The following is a 16,254-nucleotide window of genomic DNA, read 5'->3' as shown; positions in this document are numbered from 1 at the left end:
TTTTTTGAGCGCTTATCCCGAATTGGGGTTATTTATATATCAAAATCCTACTATTGTGGTTTTAGAAAACTCCGATTAGACATTTTAGCAAGTTACCATTTCTAAACTTGCGCGATACGTTCAGCGTTACCCACTGTGCTAATCTAAGAAGTTACTATATAAAATCGCCTTTTAAGGAAGGTCACATAGTAGATAGATCATTTAATTATAAAAATCAACAACAAAGGATATGTTATGAAAACATTGTATTCTACACAAGCTACCGTTACTGGCGGCCGTACTGGTAATGCGAGTCTAAAAGATAGTGATTTGACCATTAACATGGTTGCACCGGGTTCTGGTAAAGACGGTAACAATCCAGAGCAGTTATTTGCTATGGGTTATGCTGCTTGTTTTGATGGCGCACTGGCAGCGGTCAAAGGCGAAGAAAAAGCAAAATTTGACTCGACTACCGAAGTATCAGTAGATTTAATGAAAGGCGAAGGTTTAGACTTTAAATTAGCCGTAAAGATTCACGTAATCGGTGAAAATACAGAACTATCGGCCGATGAATTTCAAAAACTGGTCGAAAAAGCTAATAAAGTCTGCCCATATTCAAAAGCCACCCATGGCAATATCGATAGTGAAGTGACGTCAGAAGTAAAATAACCCTTAGAAAAAATATTAATTAGTCAGAAGAAAACTGATAAAAGAACTCAGCTGGTCTGGGTTCTTTTTTTATTGGCTATCGTTTTGGGTCGTACACATCTTAACTTTTAAGCCATTCGGCACGCGACGCTTTTATCGTTATAATGGGTTATCTTTTTTCTCATTTTTGATTATACCTAATAAATAATAAGTGACTTTCTATGACCGACAACGATCACAACTCGCACTCGCCCATTAATCCCAATACGCTACCAAACTTTGCCACCATGCCCAATGTAGCGACCATGGATACCAGCCATGTGAACAAAGAGCAGCCACCCTTTATCTTGGTCGACGGCTCTTATTATTTATTTCGCACCTATCATGCCTTGCCAAAGACTATGCAAAACTCTCAAGGGTTGGTCACTAACGCCATACGTGGGACGTTAAATGCGTTATTAAAACTCATGCGCCGTTATCATCCAACCCATATGGCGGTTTGTTTTGATACCAAATCACCGACTTTTCGTCATGCTATGTCAGAAGAATATAAAGCCAATCGACCAAAAATGGATGTGGAGCTTGCCGAGCAGATTCCTTATATTCATAGTTTGGTGGTGGCATTAGGGATTCCACTATTGCGTATCGAAGGCGCAGAAGCAGACGATATTATTGGCACTCTAGCCCATCGCGCCGTTGCCGAAGGTCATCATGTGGTTATCTCGACCGGTGATAAAGATATGATGCAGCTGATTAATGACTGCGTGATACTAGAAGACAGTTTTACCGGTAAAGTCACTGATAGCGCAGGCGTAGTGGAAAAATTTGGCATTAATCCTAATCAAATGATTGACTTTTTAACGCTGATGGGCGACTCCTCTGATGGTATCAAAGGCGTACCCGGTATCGGTAAAAAAACCGCCAAAGACTTGCTTAACGAATACGGCAACATTGATAACATGCTCAAAAACGTCGCCAATATCAAAGGACGCGCTGGCAAAAATCTGGTCGAATATGCCGACGACATTCCCTTTAATGCGCAATTAGCAACCATCGTCACTGATTTAGAAATTGGTCAAGATTGGCGAGATTTAAAAATCAATACCGACCCGTGCGCTCATATCGATGAGCTACGCGCGCTCTATAGCGAGCTTGAATTTAGAAATGAGTTGGCATCACTCGACCATCCCAATCATCCAGCCAATGCTAATGGGAATGGGGCGCAAAGCGTTGCCGACAGTCAAGCAGATGCCGAATCGCAAGCACAAATCGCCAAATCGCTACAATCAAGTATTATCGATAATATCAAAGACAGTAAAACTCATGATAAAGCGTGGCACACGGTTTTAGATGAACCTGCTTTTGATAGCTTGGTTACATTATTAGAATCTGCACCGCATTTTGTCCTTGATACCGAAACCACCAGCGTTTATTGGCGTCAGGCTGAATTGGTTGGCTTGTCTTTTGCGGTAAAAGCCCATGAAGCTTATTATGTGCCATTAACTCATAGTCTAGAAGGCGATGAGCTGACTACCAAACAGCTTGACCGCAATATGGTTTTGACGCGCTTAAAGCCCATCTTAGAAAATCCAAACATTGGTAAAATCGGTCAACATTTAAAATATGATGCCCATATTCTTAGCTTTTATGATATCGATCTATTAGGCAGTATTCATGCCAAACCTAATAACTGGGCGATGGATACCATGCTTGCCAGCTATGTGATTAACGCAGCCGCTACTCGCCACGGTATGGATGATTTGGCGCGCCATTATTTACAAACCCAAACCATCAGCTTCGAAGATGTCGCTGGTAAAGGCGCCAAGCAAGTAAGTTTTGACCAAGTCGCCATTGATTTGGCCAGCGATTATGCCTGTGAAGATGCCGACATTACCTATCAGCTGTTCGACTTATTTAGCGAAAAACTGGCGGCAGATGAAAACAATGCCAAGCTGCTACACGAGTTAGAGATTCCAACGGCTGAGATACTTTGTCAAATGGAAGCAAATGGCATTTTAATCAAGCGCCCATTCTTAAACGAGCTATCGCAACGTTTCGACGAAGAAATCATTGCGCTAGAAAAACGCGCTTATGAAGTCGCTGGTGAAGCATTTAATCTTGGCTCACCAAAACAGCTCGGTGAGATGCTGTTTGAAAAGCTAGGCGTTGCGGGCGGTAAAAAAACCAAGTCAGGTCAATACTCGACTGGCGAAGCGGTATTATCAAAGATTGACCACCCGTTGGTAGAAATTGTCCTTGAATATCGCGGCTTATCGAAGCTTAAAAGCACTTATACCGATGCACTCGATAATGTCGCAGATAGCGAGACTGACCGCGTGCATACCAGCTACCATCAAGCATTGACCAGCACCGGACGCTTATCTTCAACCGATCCTAACTTACAAAACATTCCTATTCGTACCGCGACCGGTCGTCTGATTCGCCAAGCGTTTATTGCCCCAGAAGGTCGAGTGATTTTAGCCGCGGATTACTCACAAATTGAGCTACGTCTGATGGCGCATTTTTCAGGCGATGAAAACTTAACCCGCGCCTTTAACGAAGGCTTAGATATCCACACGGCAACGGCTGCTGAAGTCTTAGGCAAAGCCGTTGAAGCGGTCAGCGCCACTGAGCGCCGCAATGCTAAAGCCATTAACTTTGGTCTGCTCTATGGTATGAGCGCTTTTGGTCTGGCTAAACAGCTACAGATGAGCCGCGGCGAGGCGCAAGATTATATCGATATGTACTTCGAGCGTTATCCAAGTGTCAAAGACTATATGATTAATACTCGTGCCAGCGCGGTAGAGCACGGCTACGTCGAGACCATCTTGGGTCGCAAGCTGTATACGCCTGATATCAATCATAGCAATCGTATGGTCAAACAAGGCGCTGAACGTGCAGCAATTAATGCCCCACTACAAGGCTCAGCGGCGGATTTAATCAAGCTTGCGATGATAGCGGTCGATAAAGTATTGCCAAAAGAGCACGCAAAAATGCTGCTGCAAGTCCATGATGAACTGGTGTTTGAAGTCGATAGCGATAAGGTCGATAGTATTCGTCAGCTGATCACCGACGCTATGCAGGATGTCCTGACCACAACGGCTGTTGCAAAAGGCTGGAATGTGGACTTCGCCGTACCGTTATTGGTTGAAACCGATATTGGTAGCAATTGGGACGAAGCGCATTAATGACTGAAATAAAAGAAAAGCCTAAACGATAGCGTTTATAAATGCTAATAGCCGTAAGCTTTTCTTCGCAGTATAATAAGTCTACGTTAGATTGTTTTTTTACCGCTTGGTTTTTACCTGTTAATGCTTTAAATATTGGTTTTTACGCGGTAATTTACGATATAAAGTGAGCCTTCGCGCTCACTTTTTTGTTTTTAATACTAGGAGCGTTCCATTTTACATTCAGATAGCGTCATCGAACTACCAGGTATCATTATGTTATTCGCCTGCATATTCCGCTGTGCTCAATATATGAAACAAAGTCAGCTCAAACTGGGTCAATATTTTTGGTTGGCATCCGTATTAGTATTTTTTGCTGTGATACGTCGTGAATTAAACTACGTGCCTGAACTCTTTATTCCCAGTAATTTTTCATTTTTGAACCATTCTTATGATTGGTGGGAAGACGCTGTACTATTAACGGTCTATCTACTCATTGTGGGTTTTTTGACCTATAGCTGGCGTTATCTATGGGCTGTATTAAAAAAGGTACCACTATCCCTATATCTCACTGTAGTTGCACTGGCATTGTTAGAGTATATGGGTGAAAACGCCATCCTAATCCCTGAAAGCATCGGAGAAATGGTCGAAGAAATTGCAGAAACCAGTGTTTATGCGATTGCCTTGATTTACTTGTGGCGGTTTCAAATGAGCGATTTTGAAAGCCCTGCTTTATATCAGCCAAATCATCACCAACCTTGCAATGCCAATTCATAGGTTAATGGTTCTAAAACAGTTTTAAAAAAAATAGTTAACGCTAAAACCTTTTTATGGCTGCCCACTTAACTCGTAATGGCAGCCGTTTTTTATCTCTCCTTACATTTTTTGCACATCCTGTGACACCTCATCACTATTAGTTGCGATTATAACGCGGCAAACTGATAAGCATAATTTTGATAATTATAAACAACCCGTTTAATCGTAATTATAACTATAATGAGGACACAACCATGGACAATTCAAAAACCCCATTACCAGAAGAGATGGATCATATCGAAGGCGATAGCAGCATTGATGATAATGAAGACGGTAGCCAAGAGATTGATTTAAACAATCCTATGCTGCACACCTTTGATGACGACGATGTCATCGACAATAGCGCAGGATTTAATAATTCTGAAGTCGGTACGGACGCCACCCAAGGACTGACACCGATACATCGCCAAAATATCGATGAAGCTCGGATTGATGAGGTGTTGGTCGAAGACAATCTAGACGATAAAGATTATCCTGACATCGTCGATATCGCAGACAGAGATGCGGCTAAAGTTTCTAATGATGACAATTTTTAGAAATTGAACCTTAATGAAATAGCAAATAATTTAGAAAAAAATACCGAACATTATGTCCGGTATTTTTTTGATTTAAGAAAACTATTAAACCCAGCCATCGAGTGTACCAGCCCAGCCTTTAACCAACGGCAAACTGAGTGCTTCAAGCAAATCAATATGCGCCTCATCAAGGTTCAACGCTGGAATATAATGATACTCTTGCCCGCCTGCATTTAAGAAATTATCACGGTTTTCGATTGCCAATTCTTCCAGTGTTTCTAAGCAATCAGCAGAGAATGCCGGACTAATCACTTGTACCGAACGTACCCCAGATTTACCCCAATCTTCTAATACCACATCGGTATACGGCTTGACCCATTCTTGCTTACCAAAGCGCGACTGAAAGCTGATAATCCACTCGTCATCTTGCAGACCAAGTTCGTGCGCCACTTGCGCGGCGGTACATTTGCAGCGTTTTGGGTACGGATCGCCTTTATCGGCATAAGGCTGCGGAATCCCGTGAAAGCTAAACATCAACTTTTCAGGCTTGCCATGCTCGGCTTGAAAGCGGCGAATCGAGTTAGCCAATGCTTGAGTATACAGCGGATGCGCAAAGTAGTCTTTGACAATGCTATAGTTTGGCAAGTTGCGTTGCTTGAGCGTCCATTTGGTCAAAGCATCATAGACTGCACCGCCAGACGAGGCAGAATACTGCGGAAATAATGGCAAGACGACAAAATGATCAACGCCCTCAGCACGCAAGTTGTCCATCACATCAGGCAAACCTGGATTACCATAGCTCATTGCTGCATGTACAGAAACGCGAAATGGCGCCACGCTATTTGCCAAACGCGGCTCGAGCAGCTCAACTTGGCTGTTTAATATTTTACGAATGGGCGAATCGCCTTCCCAAATACTGGCATAGGCTTTTGCTACACGTTTTGGGCGACTTGGCAGGACAAATAGATTTAGAATGATCGCCCATAAAAATTTAGGGATTTCAATTACGCGTGGGTCGGACAAAAACTGTTTTAGATAACGACGGACGGCGGGCGCGGTCGGCTCATCTGGCGTACCTAGGTTGACTAATAAGACGGCAATACGGGGCGGCAATTGAGGTTTCATAAGGGCATTATCTATTATTGGATTATGTTATGGCAAAGTTATAGGCTTTAATCAGCTAAAGGGTATTTCAAAATTCATATATTTTAGCCATTTATTTAGCAATAGTACTATTAAGCCTTAATTAACCGTACTTAGCAATTATCAAAATATACTAAGCAGACGATAGTCAATCACATACCAAATGATGGTTAAATAAAAAGGCTGATACTTATCATCAGTGTAGCATTTTATCCACCAAAAACGCAGGGCGAAACGCTTGATATTTAGGATTGCCATACCGTTAATACCCCAGCTACTGATACTTTGCTTGAAAGACTGCCTATCAAGGTTGTACTCCTAGGCGCATCGCCATACAATAGACAATCTTACAATAAGAAAGTAGTTAGACCCATTGCATTATTGTCACCTTTCTAGGTTTGTTTTATTTATAACCGTTTTTTTGTCCATAACTGTAACTGTTGTTTTGTGAGGTAGCTTTGAGCGCACGTTCTGATAGTACCAGTGAGCATTCCACCAATCATTCTGCTAATACGACTGATTCTATCGATTCGGTAGGCTCAGTTGGCCTCGTCACGCCGCAGACTTTTCATTTCGCTGAACCATTGACCTTGGAGTGCAATCGCACCCTACCCTCATTCGATTTAATCTTTGAAACTTATGGCACGCTCAATAGCGACAAATCAAACGCCATTTTGATTTGTCATGCCTTATCAGGTAGCCATCATGCGGCAGGCTTCCATAGTGACGACGATAAAAAAGCAGGCTGGTGGGACAATATGATTGGCCCTAATAAAGGCATCGATACCAATCAATTTTTTGTGGTTTGCGTCAATAATATCGGCAGCTGCTTTGGCTCTACCGGTCCAACGACTATCAATCCAGATAGTCTAAGCGATGAAGGTGAAGCGCAGGTTTATGGCCCTGACTTCCCCCTTGTCACCATTAAAGATTGGGTAAAAACCCAAGCCATGCTCTCAGACCGCTTGGGTATTGAGGTTTGGCATGCCATTGTCGGTGGCTCAATGGGCGGCATGCAAGCCATGCAATGGTCGGTCGATTATCCAGAACGCTTAAAACGCTGCGTGGTCATAGCCAGTACGCCAAAGCTTTCTGCGCAAAACATTGCCTTTAATGAAGTCGCGCGCCAGTCGATATTATCCGACCCTGATTTTAAAGACGGACGCTATTTGCATGCGGGTACTTATCCTCGGCGTGGGCTGATTCTTGCACGCATGGTCGGTCATATCACCTACTTGACCGATGATGCGATGAAAGCGAAATTTGGCCGTGATTTAAAATCTGGCAAATTTATGTATGGCTATGATGTCGAATTTCAGGTCGAGAGCTATTTGCGCTATCAAGGCGAACGCTTTAGCGAAAACTTCGATGCCAATACTTACTTGCTCATGACCAAAGCGTTAGATTATTTTGACCCGACGCGTGATTATCCTTCAGCAGCAGACTCATCAATACAATCCTCGGCAGAGCTAGAAACCTCCCTCGCCGCCGCAGTAAAAGCCGATTCTACCGAGAATGAGCTTGATAAAACGCTAAATAATAGCGCCACTATTGATAATACTGACAACGCTGATAACGTCAATGTAGTCAATGCAAAAGAGCTGAACGCGCTAAAATCTGCCTTTGCTCATACGCAGTGTCAGTATTTGGTGGTGTCATTTACCACCGACTGGCGTTTTGCGCCCGAGCGCTCACAAGAGATTGTCGATGCGCTGATGGCAACTGGTAAGCCGGTCAGCTATATCAATGTCGATGCCCCGCACGGTCATGATTCGTTTTTATTTGATATTCCACGTTATATGGGTGCTGTTAAAGGCTTTTTGACCGCGCCATTTATTGCTAATCGCTTGAAAGCCAAAGGAGCACGCTCATGAGAATGGATCATCAATTGGCTGAGCGTTGGATAGCGCCGCACTCGCATGTGCTGGATTTAGGCTGCGGTAACGGCGAGCTGCTCGCGCATTTGCAGCAAAATCTAGGCGTCACCGGTTATGGACTGGAGATTGATGAAGATAAAATCAATGAAGCCATCACTAAAGGCTTATCCATCGTCGAGCAAGATCTCAACGATGGCTTAAGTCGTTTTGCCGATAATAGCTTCGATACCGTGGTTATGGCGCGCGCCCTGCAAGCGGTAAAAGCACCTGATATATTGCTGCTCGATATGCTACGCGTTGCCCGTGAAGCCGTGATTACCTTTCCTAACTTTGCCCATTGGCAAAACCGCCTGCATTTGGGCTTAAAGGGTCTGATGCCAGTTTCAGAAGCCCTGCCTTATGAGTGGTATAACACTCCAAACATTCACTTGTGTACTTTTAAAGACTTTGAACAGCTGTGCGCGCAGCATGATATTCATATCATTAATCGCTTTGCGGTCAGTGATTCTGAAAAAGGGCATACACCGCTGATGACCGCATTAATTAGGCAAGCGCCCAATCTGCTCGCAGACGTCGCTATTTATCGGGTCACCAAACAAAAACCTGCTTAATAGTGAGGTTTATACGCTTATTATTAACGAAAATTTAAGTAAAAAGGCAATAATGTTAACCTTAATAGAATGTTAATTTATTCTTACGCTTAAGTAACTCTATGATTTTATTGAGGACAGTGAGGTACAAGTAAGCATTAAATCATGTAATTAGTATTTGAGTTTCGTAAGTTTGGGTGTTAAGCTAGCGAAATAGTGTCAGTCATACCCCATTTATGACCGTTTATCGGCTCGATTTGAGGCAACGACCCACTAAATCTATAAATGTTATTGCTAATAATTAGGTAAGAAGGTAGCGCAAAATTTCACCTAATTGTTATCGCCGCCTAACTGTCTCAAGCGAGACCATTTTAGCGGTGCAACTTTTTCTTTTGCTTATTAACTGCCTAATTTTGGAGCTGCTATGAAATTATTAAAAGCTGCGTTGTTTACTGCCCTGTTCTCTTGTGCGGGCCTTGCCAACGCTGAGTTAATATCAAACGTGCCACTTGATACTTCACGTTTTGAGCTAATGCCGATCAGTGAGCTGTCTGCCAGCGCTGCCCAAGGTAACAATCACGCCCAGTTTTACTTAGCCAAGCGTTTGCAAAAAGGTGAAGGCGTCGCCCAAAACACCCAGCAAGCCATCCAGTGGTATACCAAAGCAGCTCAGCAAGGCGTCGCCCCTGCTCAGTTGAATCTTGCCATTATGTACTTGCGCGGTGAAGGGGTACAGCCTAACCTACAACAAGCGCGTCTATGGTTAGAAAAAGCCGCGATGCGCGGTGATAACCGTGCCAGCTATACGCTTGCCCTGCTTGATGAAAAGCAAAAGAATCTGGTCGATGCGTATAAATGGTACGACTTGGCTGCACGTGATGGCATGCTCGATGAAAAAGTCCGTAACAAAGCCCGCGGTAAAATCGGTCAATTGGCCTTGAACTTATCAAGTGCTGATATCGCTAGCGCGCGTAGTAAAGCCGACACTTGGTTCCAAAGTAAGTAAGTTCTAATTTAGACTTTACACAGTAAATATAAAAGAAGCTCAGTATCATACTGGGCTTTTTTATTTGCTATTTTTATGATCTGTCATATTTCGATGAAATTATAGAAGCATAAAACCTCCAAAACCTTTCTAAAATTTGTTAAACTACGCCCGCATTAGCCAATTCCACAATTGCGCTAGTGTTATAGCTAATCTATATACTTAAACCCAATGCACTAGGTTTGCGACCTAGCCAGCAGGAGAAACACATGAGTACCTCACAAACGACTGACGTACAAGCGTCAACTCACGCCACCGAATACGATAGCGTCACCAATAATATCGTGGTTGCTGCCCTCTATAAGTTCACCCGCTTTGCCGATTTTGAGCAATATCGTGAGCCAATTTTAAATACCATGCTTGATAATGATGTCAAAGGCACGTTATTAATCGCAAGCGAAGGTATTAACGGCACGATTTCTGGTAGCCGCCAGGGGATTGATAATGTCTTAGAATACCTGCGCAGTATCGAAGCCATCGGTAGCTTTACCTTTAAAGAATCGTATACCGATGCCCAGCCTTTTTATCGCACCAAGGTAAAGCTCAAAAAAGAAATCGTCACCATGGGCGTAGAGAATATCGATCCATTACAGTCGGTCGGTCGCTACGTGAAGCCAAGTGAGTGGAATGCACTAATTTCAGACCCTGACGTTATTTTGATTGATACCCGTAACGATTACGAAGTACAAATTGGAACGTTTCAAAATGCGGTCAATCCAAATACTGAAACTTTCCGTGAGTTTCCAGAATATGTAGCAAAAGAGCTCGATCCTGCGAAACATAAAAAAGTTGCTATGTTCTGTACCGGCGGCATCCGCTGTGAGAAATCGACGGCCTTTATGCGCGAGCAAGGCTTTGAAGAGGTCTATCATTTAGAAGGCGGTATCTTAAAGTACTTAGAAGAAATTCCAGCCAGCGAGTCCATGTGGCAAGGCGATTGCTTCGTCTTTGACAACCGTGTCTCGGTCAATCACAATTTAGAGAAAGGCAACTACGAGCAATGTTTTGCTTGTCGTATGCCAATTACTCAAGATGATATGCAAAGCGCTGCCTATATCAAAGGCGAATCGTGCCCGCACTGTATCGATAAAGCAACTGAAGAGCAAAAAGCGCGTTTTCGTGAGCGCGAGCATCAAATGCAGCTGGCTAAAAAACGTGGTGAGGCGCATATCGGTAGCGATGTGATCGATGTGATTGAAAAGCGTAAAGCGGCTAAGATTGAAGCTCGCCGTCAAGCGGAAGCCGCCAATAAAGCCAAAGCTTAACAAGCTAAAACAACCAAAACTTAACGGCATTAAGGTTTATTAGATAAGTCTTGTTAAATAAAAGCTATAAAAAAAGAGACCAACAGCGTCTCTTTTTTTGACCCTTTTTTATACCGCTGGATAAATTACTTGGTCTTGACTATTTAGCTCAGCCCCGGGTGTGGGCTTAGCAGGATCTAAGCGGCCAACGCCCATAATATGCTCTACCCTATGGCCTCTAAGCAGTAAATAATCGGTAATGATACGCCGATGGCAACGCCACCATACTGCTTCAGAGCACATAAGGGTAAGACGCTGTTTTTTCCCGAGTTGAATGAGTTGATCGAGGGCGGCTTGAAAAGTATCACTTAACGCATAATCTGCATAGTTATGAAAAGCTTGCACGCGCCACAGATCATTAATCTGTTCATCGACCTGCTTTTGCTTCGGACGTCGCCCGCCAAGGTCGGCGCAGTGCTGATAACTGATGCCAACTTGACTAAGCGCTTGCGGGAAAGTATCGATATTAAAAACAGGGTTGGTACGAGAACGCGGAAAGCTGCGCACATCAACGAGCAGTTCGATATCGGCTGCTTGAAGCATCCCAGTCAGCTCATCAAGGCTACGGGTCGAATGTCCAATCGTATAAAATGTGGTGGTCATGGGTTAAGCCGTTATAAAGTTGTCGTTTTAATATTTATTGTTGTCGTCTTATTTTGCATGGTCTTGTTTTGAATGGTTCAGTGGTTTTTCTCATTTAATATTAACCAGCCTCAACCTGCTCACTCATTAGGACTTTTGTAGGACAATCGTGGGCAAAGGTCGCTAACGCAGCAAAATCAAGCAAAGCAAACTAAAAAACTCTACATCTCTATATCTCTACTACTTATAACGATACCCAACATAAAAAAATAGCAGACAACCACCAAGGTCATCTGCTATTTCATTTAACTTACTTTAAGACGTTAAACGTATCTTTATACCGTCAGTCTGAAACGTTATGAATAATCTATTAAAATAAGATACGTACGCGAATGGTTTCTTCAACGTCTTTTAGCTGATCTAGAGCGGCGCGTGAATCGTCATAGTCCACATCCATCACCAGATAACCAACATCACCTTCGGTCATGAGACTTTGCGCTAAAATATTGATATGCGCTTCAGCAAACAGACGGTTAATCTGTGACAATACGCCTGGAACGTTTTTGTGGATATGCAGCAGACGATGCGTGCCTTCTTTAAACGGTACAGAAACTTCTGGGAAGTTTACCGCTGTTGCGGTATCACCTTGGTCAGAGTAACGAACAAACTTATCGGCAACTTCAAGACCGATATTTGCTTGGGCTTCTTGGGTTGAACCACCGATATGCGGCGTCAAGATAACGTTGTCAAATTTACGCAGTGGTGACTCAAACTCTTCATCTGCTGATTTTGGCTCTTTTGGAAACACGTCAATCGCTGCGCCCAAGATTTTACCTGACTCAAGGGCTGATGCCAAATCATCAATCTCAACGCAGGTACCGCGAGCGGCGTTGATAAAGTAGCTGCCATCTTTCATATGCGCAAATTGCTCAGCTTTCATCATATAGCGCGTGCTTGGAACATCAGGCACATGCAAGGTAACGATATCAGCGGTTGATAATAACTCTTCTAAGCTACCAACTTGGACGGCGTTACCGAGTGGCAATTTGGTCACGACATCATGATAGATGACTTTCATGCCAAAGCTTTCAGCCAATACCGACAATTGCGAGCCAATAGAGCCGTAACCGACGATACCGATCGTCTTACCACGTACTTCATGGGAGTTGGTCGCAGATTTGCCCCAACCACCGCGATGGACAGTGGCATTTTTTTCAGGGATACCGCGATATAGCATGATGGCTTCGGCAAGCACCAACTCAGCGACCGAACGAGTATTCGAATATGGGGCGTTAAAGACAGGAATACCCAAATCACGAGCGGCGTCCAAGTCGACTTGGTTGGTACCGATACAAAAACAGCCAATACCGATCAGCTTGTGGGCGTGCTCAAGGACTTCACGCGTCAGCTGCGTGCGCGAGCGGATACCGATGAAGTGAGCATCTTTAATCTTTTCGATCAGCTCATCTTGATCTAGGGCGTGACTGATATTCTCGATGTTATGGTAACCAGCCCCTTCCAATACTTTTAACGCATTGTCATGTAGACCTTCAAGCAATAAAAACCGGATCTTGTCTTTTTGTAGTGATAACGCCATGTGAGAACTGTCCTATAATTGTCTTATAAAAATCATCAGTGGGATAAGTCTGATGGATGAAACGAAAACAGTCTGGATATCTTACACAAAATTTGGCAGCGATGTTAGCAGATTAGATGAATTATTGCTTATCAAGCCTGAAAACTTTTTATGCTATAGTGAATCATAGTATATAAAACTTATAACCAAACCTTATTAAACTGTTTTTAACGATTTAGGCGAGACAGATAGGCGTATGACAGCATCTCCATCTATCATTGCGCTACGCGCTCGCTTATACTTATCTAAACCTACTTATTGATATAAACACACTTAGCACCGCTGGGTTATATCCATTTAGCGATATAATAATCCCTTTTATGCATAGCGCTTGCGTTTCTACCGAGATTTGACCATGACTTCTTTAGCTAGCCAAAGCAATACTACCGCTCAAAATGATTCTCAAACCACTACCAGCCATACTGCTGCTGTCCAAAGCATCTTAAGCAGCTTGCTCGATGTCCATCAATTCGACCCCAGCCAAATCAAAACTGATAGCGAGAGCTTGGAACATTGGGGCAAAGACTGGACCAAGCATTTTGCTCCGGCCGCTGCTGCCATTATCTTTCCAAAGACCACCGAGCAAGTGCAAGCGATTGTCCTCCTTGCCAATGAGCACAATGTTGTCTTAACGCCAAGTGGCGGTCGTACCGGTCTGTCTGCGGGTGCCGTCGCTGCCAATGGTGAGATTGTCGTTAGTATGGATAAGATGAATCATATCGGGCATTTTTATCCTGCTGACCGTATGGTTGAGATTGAAGCCGGCGTGATCACTGAGCAGCTGCAACAATTCGCCGAATCAAAAGATTTATACTATCCCGTCGACTTTGCTTCAGCGGGTTCCAGTCAAATAGGTGGCAATATTGGCACCAATGCTGGCGGTATTAAAGTCATTCGCTATGGCATGACCCGTCAATGGATTATGGGGCTGACTGTGGTTACTGGTAAAGGTGATATCTTGCAATTGAACCGCGGTATGGTAAAAAACGCCACTGGTTATGATTTACGCCAATTATTTATCGGTAGCGAAGGTACGCTTGGTCTAGTCACTCATGCACAAATCAAGCTTGAGCGTCAGCCGCAAGACTTAAACGTCATGGTCTTAGGCATGGACAACTTTAATGATGTCATGAATGTGCTATCTGCCTTTCAAGCGAAAATTGATTTAACCGCGTTTGAGTTCTTTGACGATGTCGCCATTGATAAGCTGATGGCGCACGGTCAAGTACAAGAGCCGTTTGAGTCGCGTACCAAGTTTTATACGCTATTAGAATTTGAAGCGCCGTATGAGCCGATCATGGACAAAGCCATGGCCATCTTTGAGGAGTGCATGGAGCAAGGTTGGGTCGTCGATGGGGTGATGAGTCAGAGTCTGGCGCAAGCAGAAGAGCTGTGGAAGCTGCGCGAGTATATCTCTGAAACCATCTCAGTATTTACCCCTTATAAGAATGACGTCTCGGTACTTATCAGCTATGTGCCTGAATTTATCGCCGAGATTGATCATATCGTTAGTAGTAACTATCCTGACTTTGAGGTCTGTTGGTTCGGTCATATCGGTGATGGTAACTTGCATCTGAATATCTTAAAGCCTGCAAACATGAGTAAAGATGACTTTTTTAGCGAGTGTCAAATCGTCAATAAATACGTGTTTGAAACGGTACAAAAATACGGCGGTTCGGTCTCTGCAGAACATGGCGTTGGTATGACTAAAAAGCCCTATCTGAATTATAGCCGTAGCGAGACTGAGATTGAGTACTTACGCGCAGTGAAAAAAGTATTTGACCCCAATAATATTATGAACCGTGGTAAGATTTTTGATATGTGATGGAGTGTTTATTAAAATAATCCATCTATAACCATAAAAAATGACGCTAAATATCAAATTTTAGCGTCATTTTTATATTATTGTTTATCACAATAGCAAAGCTTATAAATATAACAGCACCAAACCAACGATTAATAGCACACTTAAAAACCCTTGCACCACTAAAAACGCTTGATGCGGGGCGGCGATATGGCGCACCATATTGCCAAGCGCGTTATAGGTAATGCCGGCTGCTTTGATATGTGGCGGGGTGTCAAAGGTTTTGATAATTTGCAAAAACTGTTCGGTACGCTCAGCTGACCAGCCGTGCGGCGCAAAGGGTAGATACGGCGACAATTGCGCTGCTTGTTTTTTGGTGGCAGGCGACCAAAGCCAACGCTCCAAAAACAGCAAACGCATGCGCCAGTCTGAAAAATCACGCTGCGTAATCACTTGTAATACTAGCACCTGCACGTCTTTATGGCGCTCATCGGCAAAAATACGCTGCGTCAGCGCCGCCACTTTGGCTTTTTCACCCTCCATACATTGCAAAAAATGCCCATTGCCATAACATAACGTCCCTGTGATGCCGTGCTGCTCGTTATAATCACGCGCATGAGCTTCTACTTCATCAAATATCGCCGCATTTAACCGTGAAGCAAGCGTCAAGCTGCTGACATACACCAACTGTATCATTGCAGTATCTGCTATTTCATCTAATTTGCTAAAGGCATTAGCATGAGTTAGGGGCATAATAAAAATCCTAAAAGGTCACCATTGAAGGCAACCGAATCTAAAATGACGTGTAAAAAATAAAAATATTACGGATAGTAAAGATGGTGCTTCACGAAAACTGAGCAATAAAATATGGTAATAAGACCTAGTAATAAAATCGGGCAACAAAAACCTAGCAAATAATTACGCCGCTTGTCTGTGCTTGTTTATGGGGGTTGCTATCATAACCAGCGCAAAGAGAAGCGTGATAATAAGCGTCATTTGTGCCATAAAGGGCTAAAAATTAAGTTACCTGCAGAAAGTATTTAAAATAAAGACAAAAGACGGTGGCAAAATCCACCCTTGTAAACTTGCTAAATCGCCTCATTAAAACAAATAATGACAAAGGCAGGATTTATAATGTGTGCGTATAA

The 16,254-nt window shown here is 43.3% G+C and carries 12 protein-coding genes and 1 pseudogene; 9 read left to right on the top strand and 4 right to left on the bottom strand.

Features of this window, described 5'->3' with window-relative positions; translation table 11 throughout:
* The first annotated feature begins 234 nt into the window (after positions 1-234).
* The 4 genes from IQ457_RS00375 to IQ457_RS00360 all read left to right on the top strand — a co-directional run bounded on the left by IQ457_RS00375 (position 235) and on the right by IQ457_RS00360 (position 5,146).
* Positions 235-648, top strand: coding sequence for an organic hydroperoxide resistance protein (locus IQ457_RS00375; protein WP_068404016.1), 414 nt, complete (start codon positions 235-237; stop codon positions 646-648).
* Between the two features lie 200 nt (positions 649-848).
* Positions 849-3,815, top strand: a complete 2,967-nt coding sequence (gene polA, locus IQ457_RS00370) for a DNA polymerase I (RefSeq protein ID WP_200661639.1) — start codon at positions 849-851, stop codon at positions 3,813-3,815.
* Between the two features lie 255 nt (positions 3,816-4,070).
* A complete protein-coding gene (locus IQ457_RS00365) occupies positions 4,071-4,571 on the top strand; it encodes a hypothetical protein (RefSeq protein ID WP_207161654.1) in 501 nt (166 codons plus the stop codon).
* Positions 4,572-4,804: 233 nt separating this feature from the next.
* Positions 4,805-5,146: a hypothetical protein gene (locus tag IQ457_RS00360; protein ID WP_068404012.1), complete on the top strand. Its 342-nt coding sequence runs from the start codon at positions 4,805-4,807 to the stop codon at positions 5,144-5,146.
* Between the two features lie 84 nt (positions 5,147-5,230).
* Here IQ457_RS00360 and hemH read toward each other — a convergent pair whose 3' ends face one another.
* Entirely contained in the window at positions 5,231-6,250 is a 1,020-nt protein-coding gene (gene hemH / locus IQ457_RS00355; RefSeq protein WP_200661638.1) for a ferrochelatase, read from the bottom strand.
* Positions 6,251-6,792: 542 nt separating this feature from the next.
* On the opposite strand from hemH, the pseudogene metX reads away from it, so the two are divergent.
* From metX to trhO, 4 genes and pseudogenes are all read left to right on the top strand, one after another.
* A pseudogene (gene metX / locus IQ457_RS00350) lies at positions 6,793-8,112 on the top strand (homoserine O-acetyltransferase MetX); the annotation flags it as partial.
* A gap of 26 nt (positions 8,113-8,138) precedes the next feature.
* Complete coding sequence (gene metW, locus IQ457_RS00345) at positions 8,139-8,756, top strand: methionine biosynthesis protein MetW (protein ID WP_144298049.1); 618 nt, start codon at positions 8,139-8,141, stop codon at positions 8,754-8,756.
* A 403-nt stretch (positions 8,757-9,159) separates the two neighbouring features.
* Positions 9,160-9,741, top strand: coding sequence for a tetratricopeptide repeat protein (locus IQ457_RS00340; protein WP_068404007.1), 582 nt, complete (start codon positions 9,160-9,162; stop codon positions 9,739-9,741).
* Positions 9,742-9,989: 248 nt separating this feature from the next.
* Positions 9,990-11,045, top strand: a complete 1,056-nt coding sequence (gene trhO / locus IQ457_RS00335; protein ID WP_200661636.1) for an oxygen-dependent tRNA uridine(34) hydroxylase TrhO — start codon at positions 9,990-9,992, stop codon at positions 11,043-11,045.
* A 108-nt stretch (positions 11,046-11,153) separates the two neighbouring features.
* Here the strand turns inward: trhO and IQ457_RS00330 are convergent, their stop codons facing one another.
* Together IQ457_RS00330 and serA are read right to left on the bottom strand one after the other, a co-directional pair.
* Complete coding sequence (locus tag IQ457_RS00330) at positions 11,154-11,687, bottom strand: DUF488 domain-containing protein (RefSeq protein ID WP_200661635.1); 534 nt, start codon at positions 11,685-11,687, stop codon at positions 11,154-11,156.
* Positions 11,688-12,036: 349 nt separating this feature from the next.
* Positions 12,037-13,263: a phosphoglycerate dehydrogenase gene (gene serA / locus IQ457_RS00325; protein ID WP_200661634.1), complete on the bottom strand. Its 1,227-nt coding sequence runs from the start codon at positions 13,261-13,263 to the stop codon at positions 12,037-12,039.
* 394 nt (positions 13,264-13,657) lie between these two features.
* Between serA and IQ457_RS00320 the strand changes: the two genes are divergently transcribed.
* Positions 13,658-15,127, top strand: coding sequence for an FAD-binding oxidoreductase (locus IQ457_RS00320; protein ID WP_200661633.1), 1,470 nt, complete (start codon positions 13,658-13,660; stop codon positions 15,125-15,127).
* Positions 15,128-15,229: 102 nt separating this feature from the next.
* Here IQ457_RS00320 and IQ457_RS00315 read toward each other — a convergent pair whose 3' ends face one another.
* Positions 15,230-15,859, bottom strand: coding sequence for a BLUF domain-containing protein (locus tag IQ457_RS00315; RefSeq protein ID WP_200661632.1), 630 nt, complete (start codon positions 15,857-15,859; stop codon positions 15,230-15,232).
* Between the last annotated feature and the right edge of the window lie 395 nt (positions 15,860-16,254).

This window comes from Psychrobacter sp. M9-54-1, assembly GCF_016613355.1.
Classification (GTDB): Bacteria; Pseudomonadota; Gammaproteobacteria; order Pseudomonadales; family Moraxellaceae; genus Psychrobacter; species Psychrobacter faecalis.
This window is presented reverse-complemented; position numbering and strand designations above follow the sequence as displayed.

Excerpts from the sequence above, each read along its gene's own strand:
- IQ457_RS00360 (WP_068404012.1), top strand. The coding sequence starts at position 4,805 with ATGGACAATTCAAAAACCCCATTACCAGAAGAGATGGATCATATCGAA.
- polA (WP_200661639.1), top strand. The coding sequence starts at position 849 with ATGACCGACAACGATCACAACTCGCACTCGCCCATTAATCCCAATACG.
- IQ457_RS00340 (WP_068404007.1), top strand. The coding sequence starts at position 9,160 with ATGAAATTATTAAAAGCTGCGTTGTTTACTGCCCTGTTCTCTTGTGCG.
- IQ457_RS00375 (WP_068404016.1), top strand. The coding sequence starts at position 235 with ATGAAAACATTGTATTCTACACAAGCTACCGTTACTGGCGGCCGTACT.
- trhO (WP_200661636.1), top strand. The coding sequence starts at position 9,990 with ATGAGTACCTCACAAACGACTGACGTACAAGCGTCAACTCACGCCACC.
- metW (WP_144298049.1), top strand. The coding sequence starts at position 8,139 with ATGAGAATGGATCATCAATTGGCTGAGCGTTGGATAGCGCCGCACTCG.
- IQ457_RS00365 (WP_207161654.1), top strand. The coding sequence starts at position 4,071 with ATGTTATTCGCCTGCATATTCCGCTGTGCTCAATATATGAAACAAAGT.
- hemH (WP_200661638.1), bottom strand. The coding sequence starts at position 6,250 with ATGAAACCTCAATTGCCGCCCCGTATTGCCGTCTTATTAGTCAACCTA.
- IQ457_RS00315 (WP_200661632.1), bottom strand. The coding sequence starts at position 15,859 with ATGCCCCTAACTCATGCTAATGCCTTTAGCAAATTAGATGAAATAGCA.
- IQ457_RS00330 (WP_200661635.1), bottom strand. The coding sequence starts at position 11,687 with ATGACCACCACATTTTATACGATTGGACATTCGACCCGTAGCCTTGAT.
- serA (WP_200661634.1), bottom strand. The coding sequence starts at position 13,263 with ATGGCGTTATCACTACAAAAAGACAAGATCCGGTTTTTATTGCTTGAA.
- IQ457_RS00320 (WP_200661633.1), top strand. The coding sequence starts at position 13,658 with ATGACTTCTTTAGCTAGCCAAAGCAATACTACCGCTCAAAATGATTCT.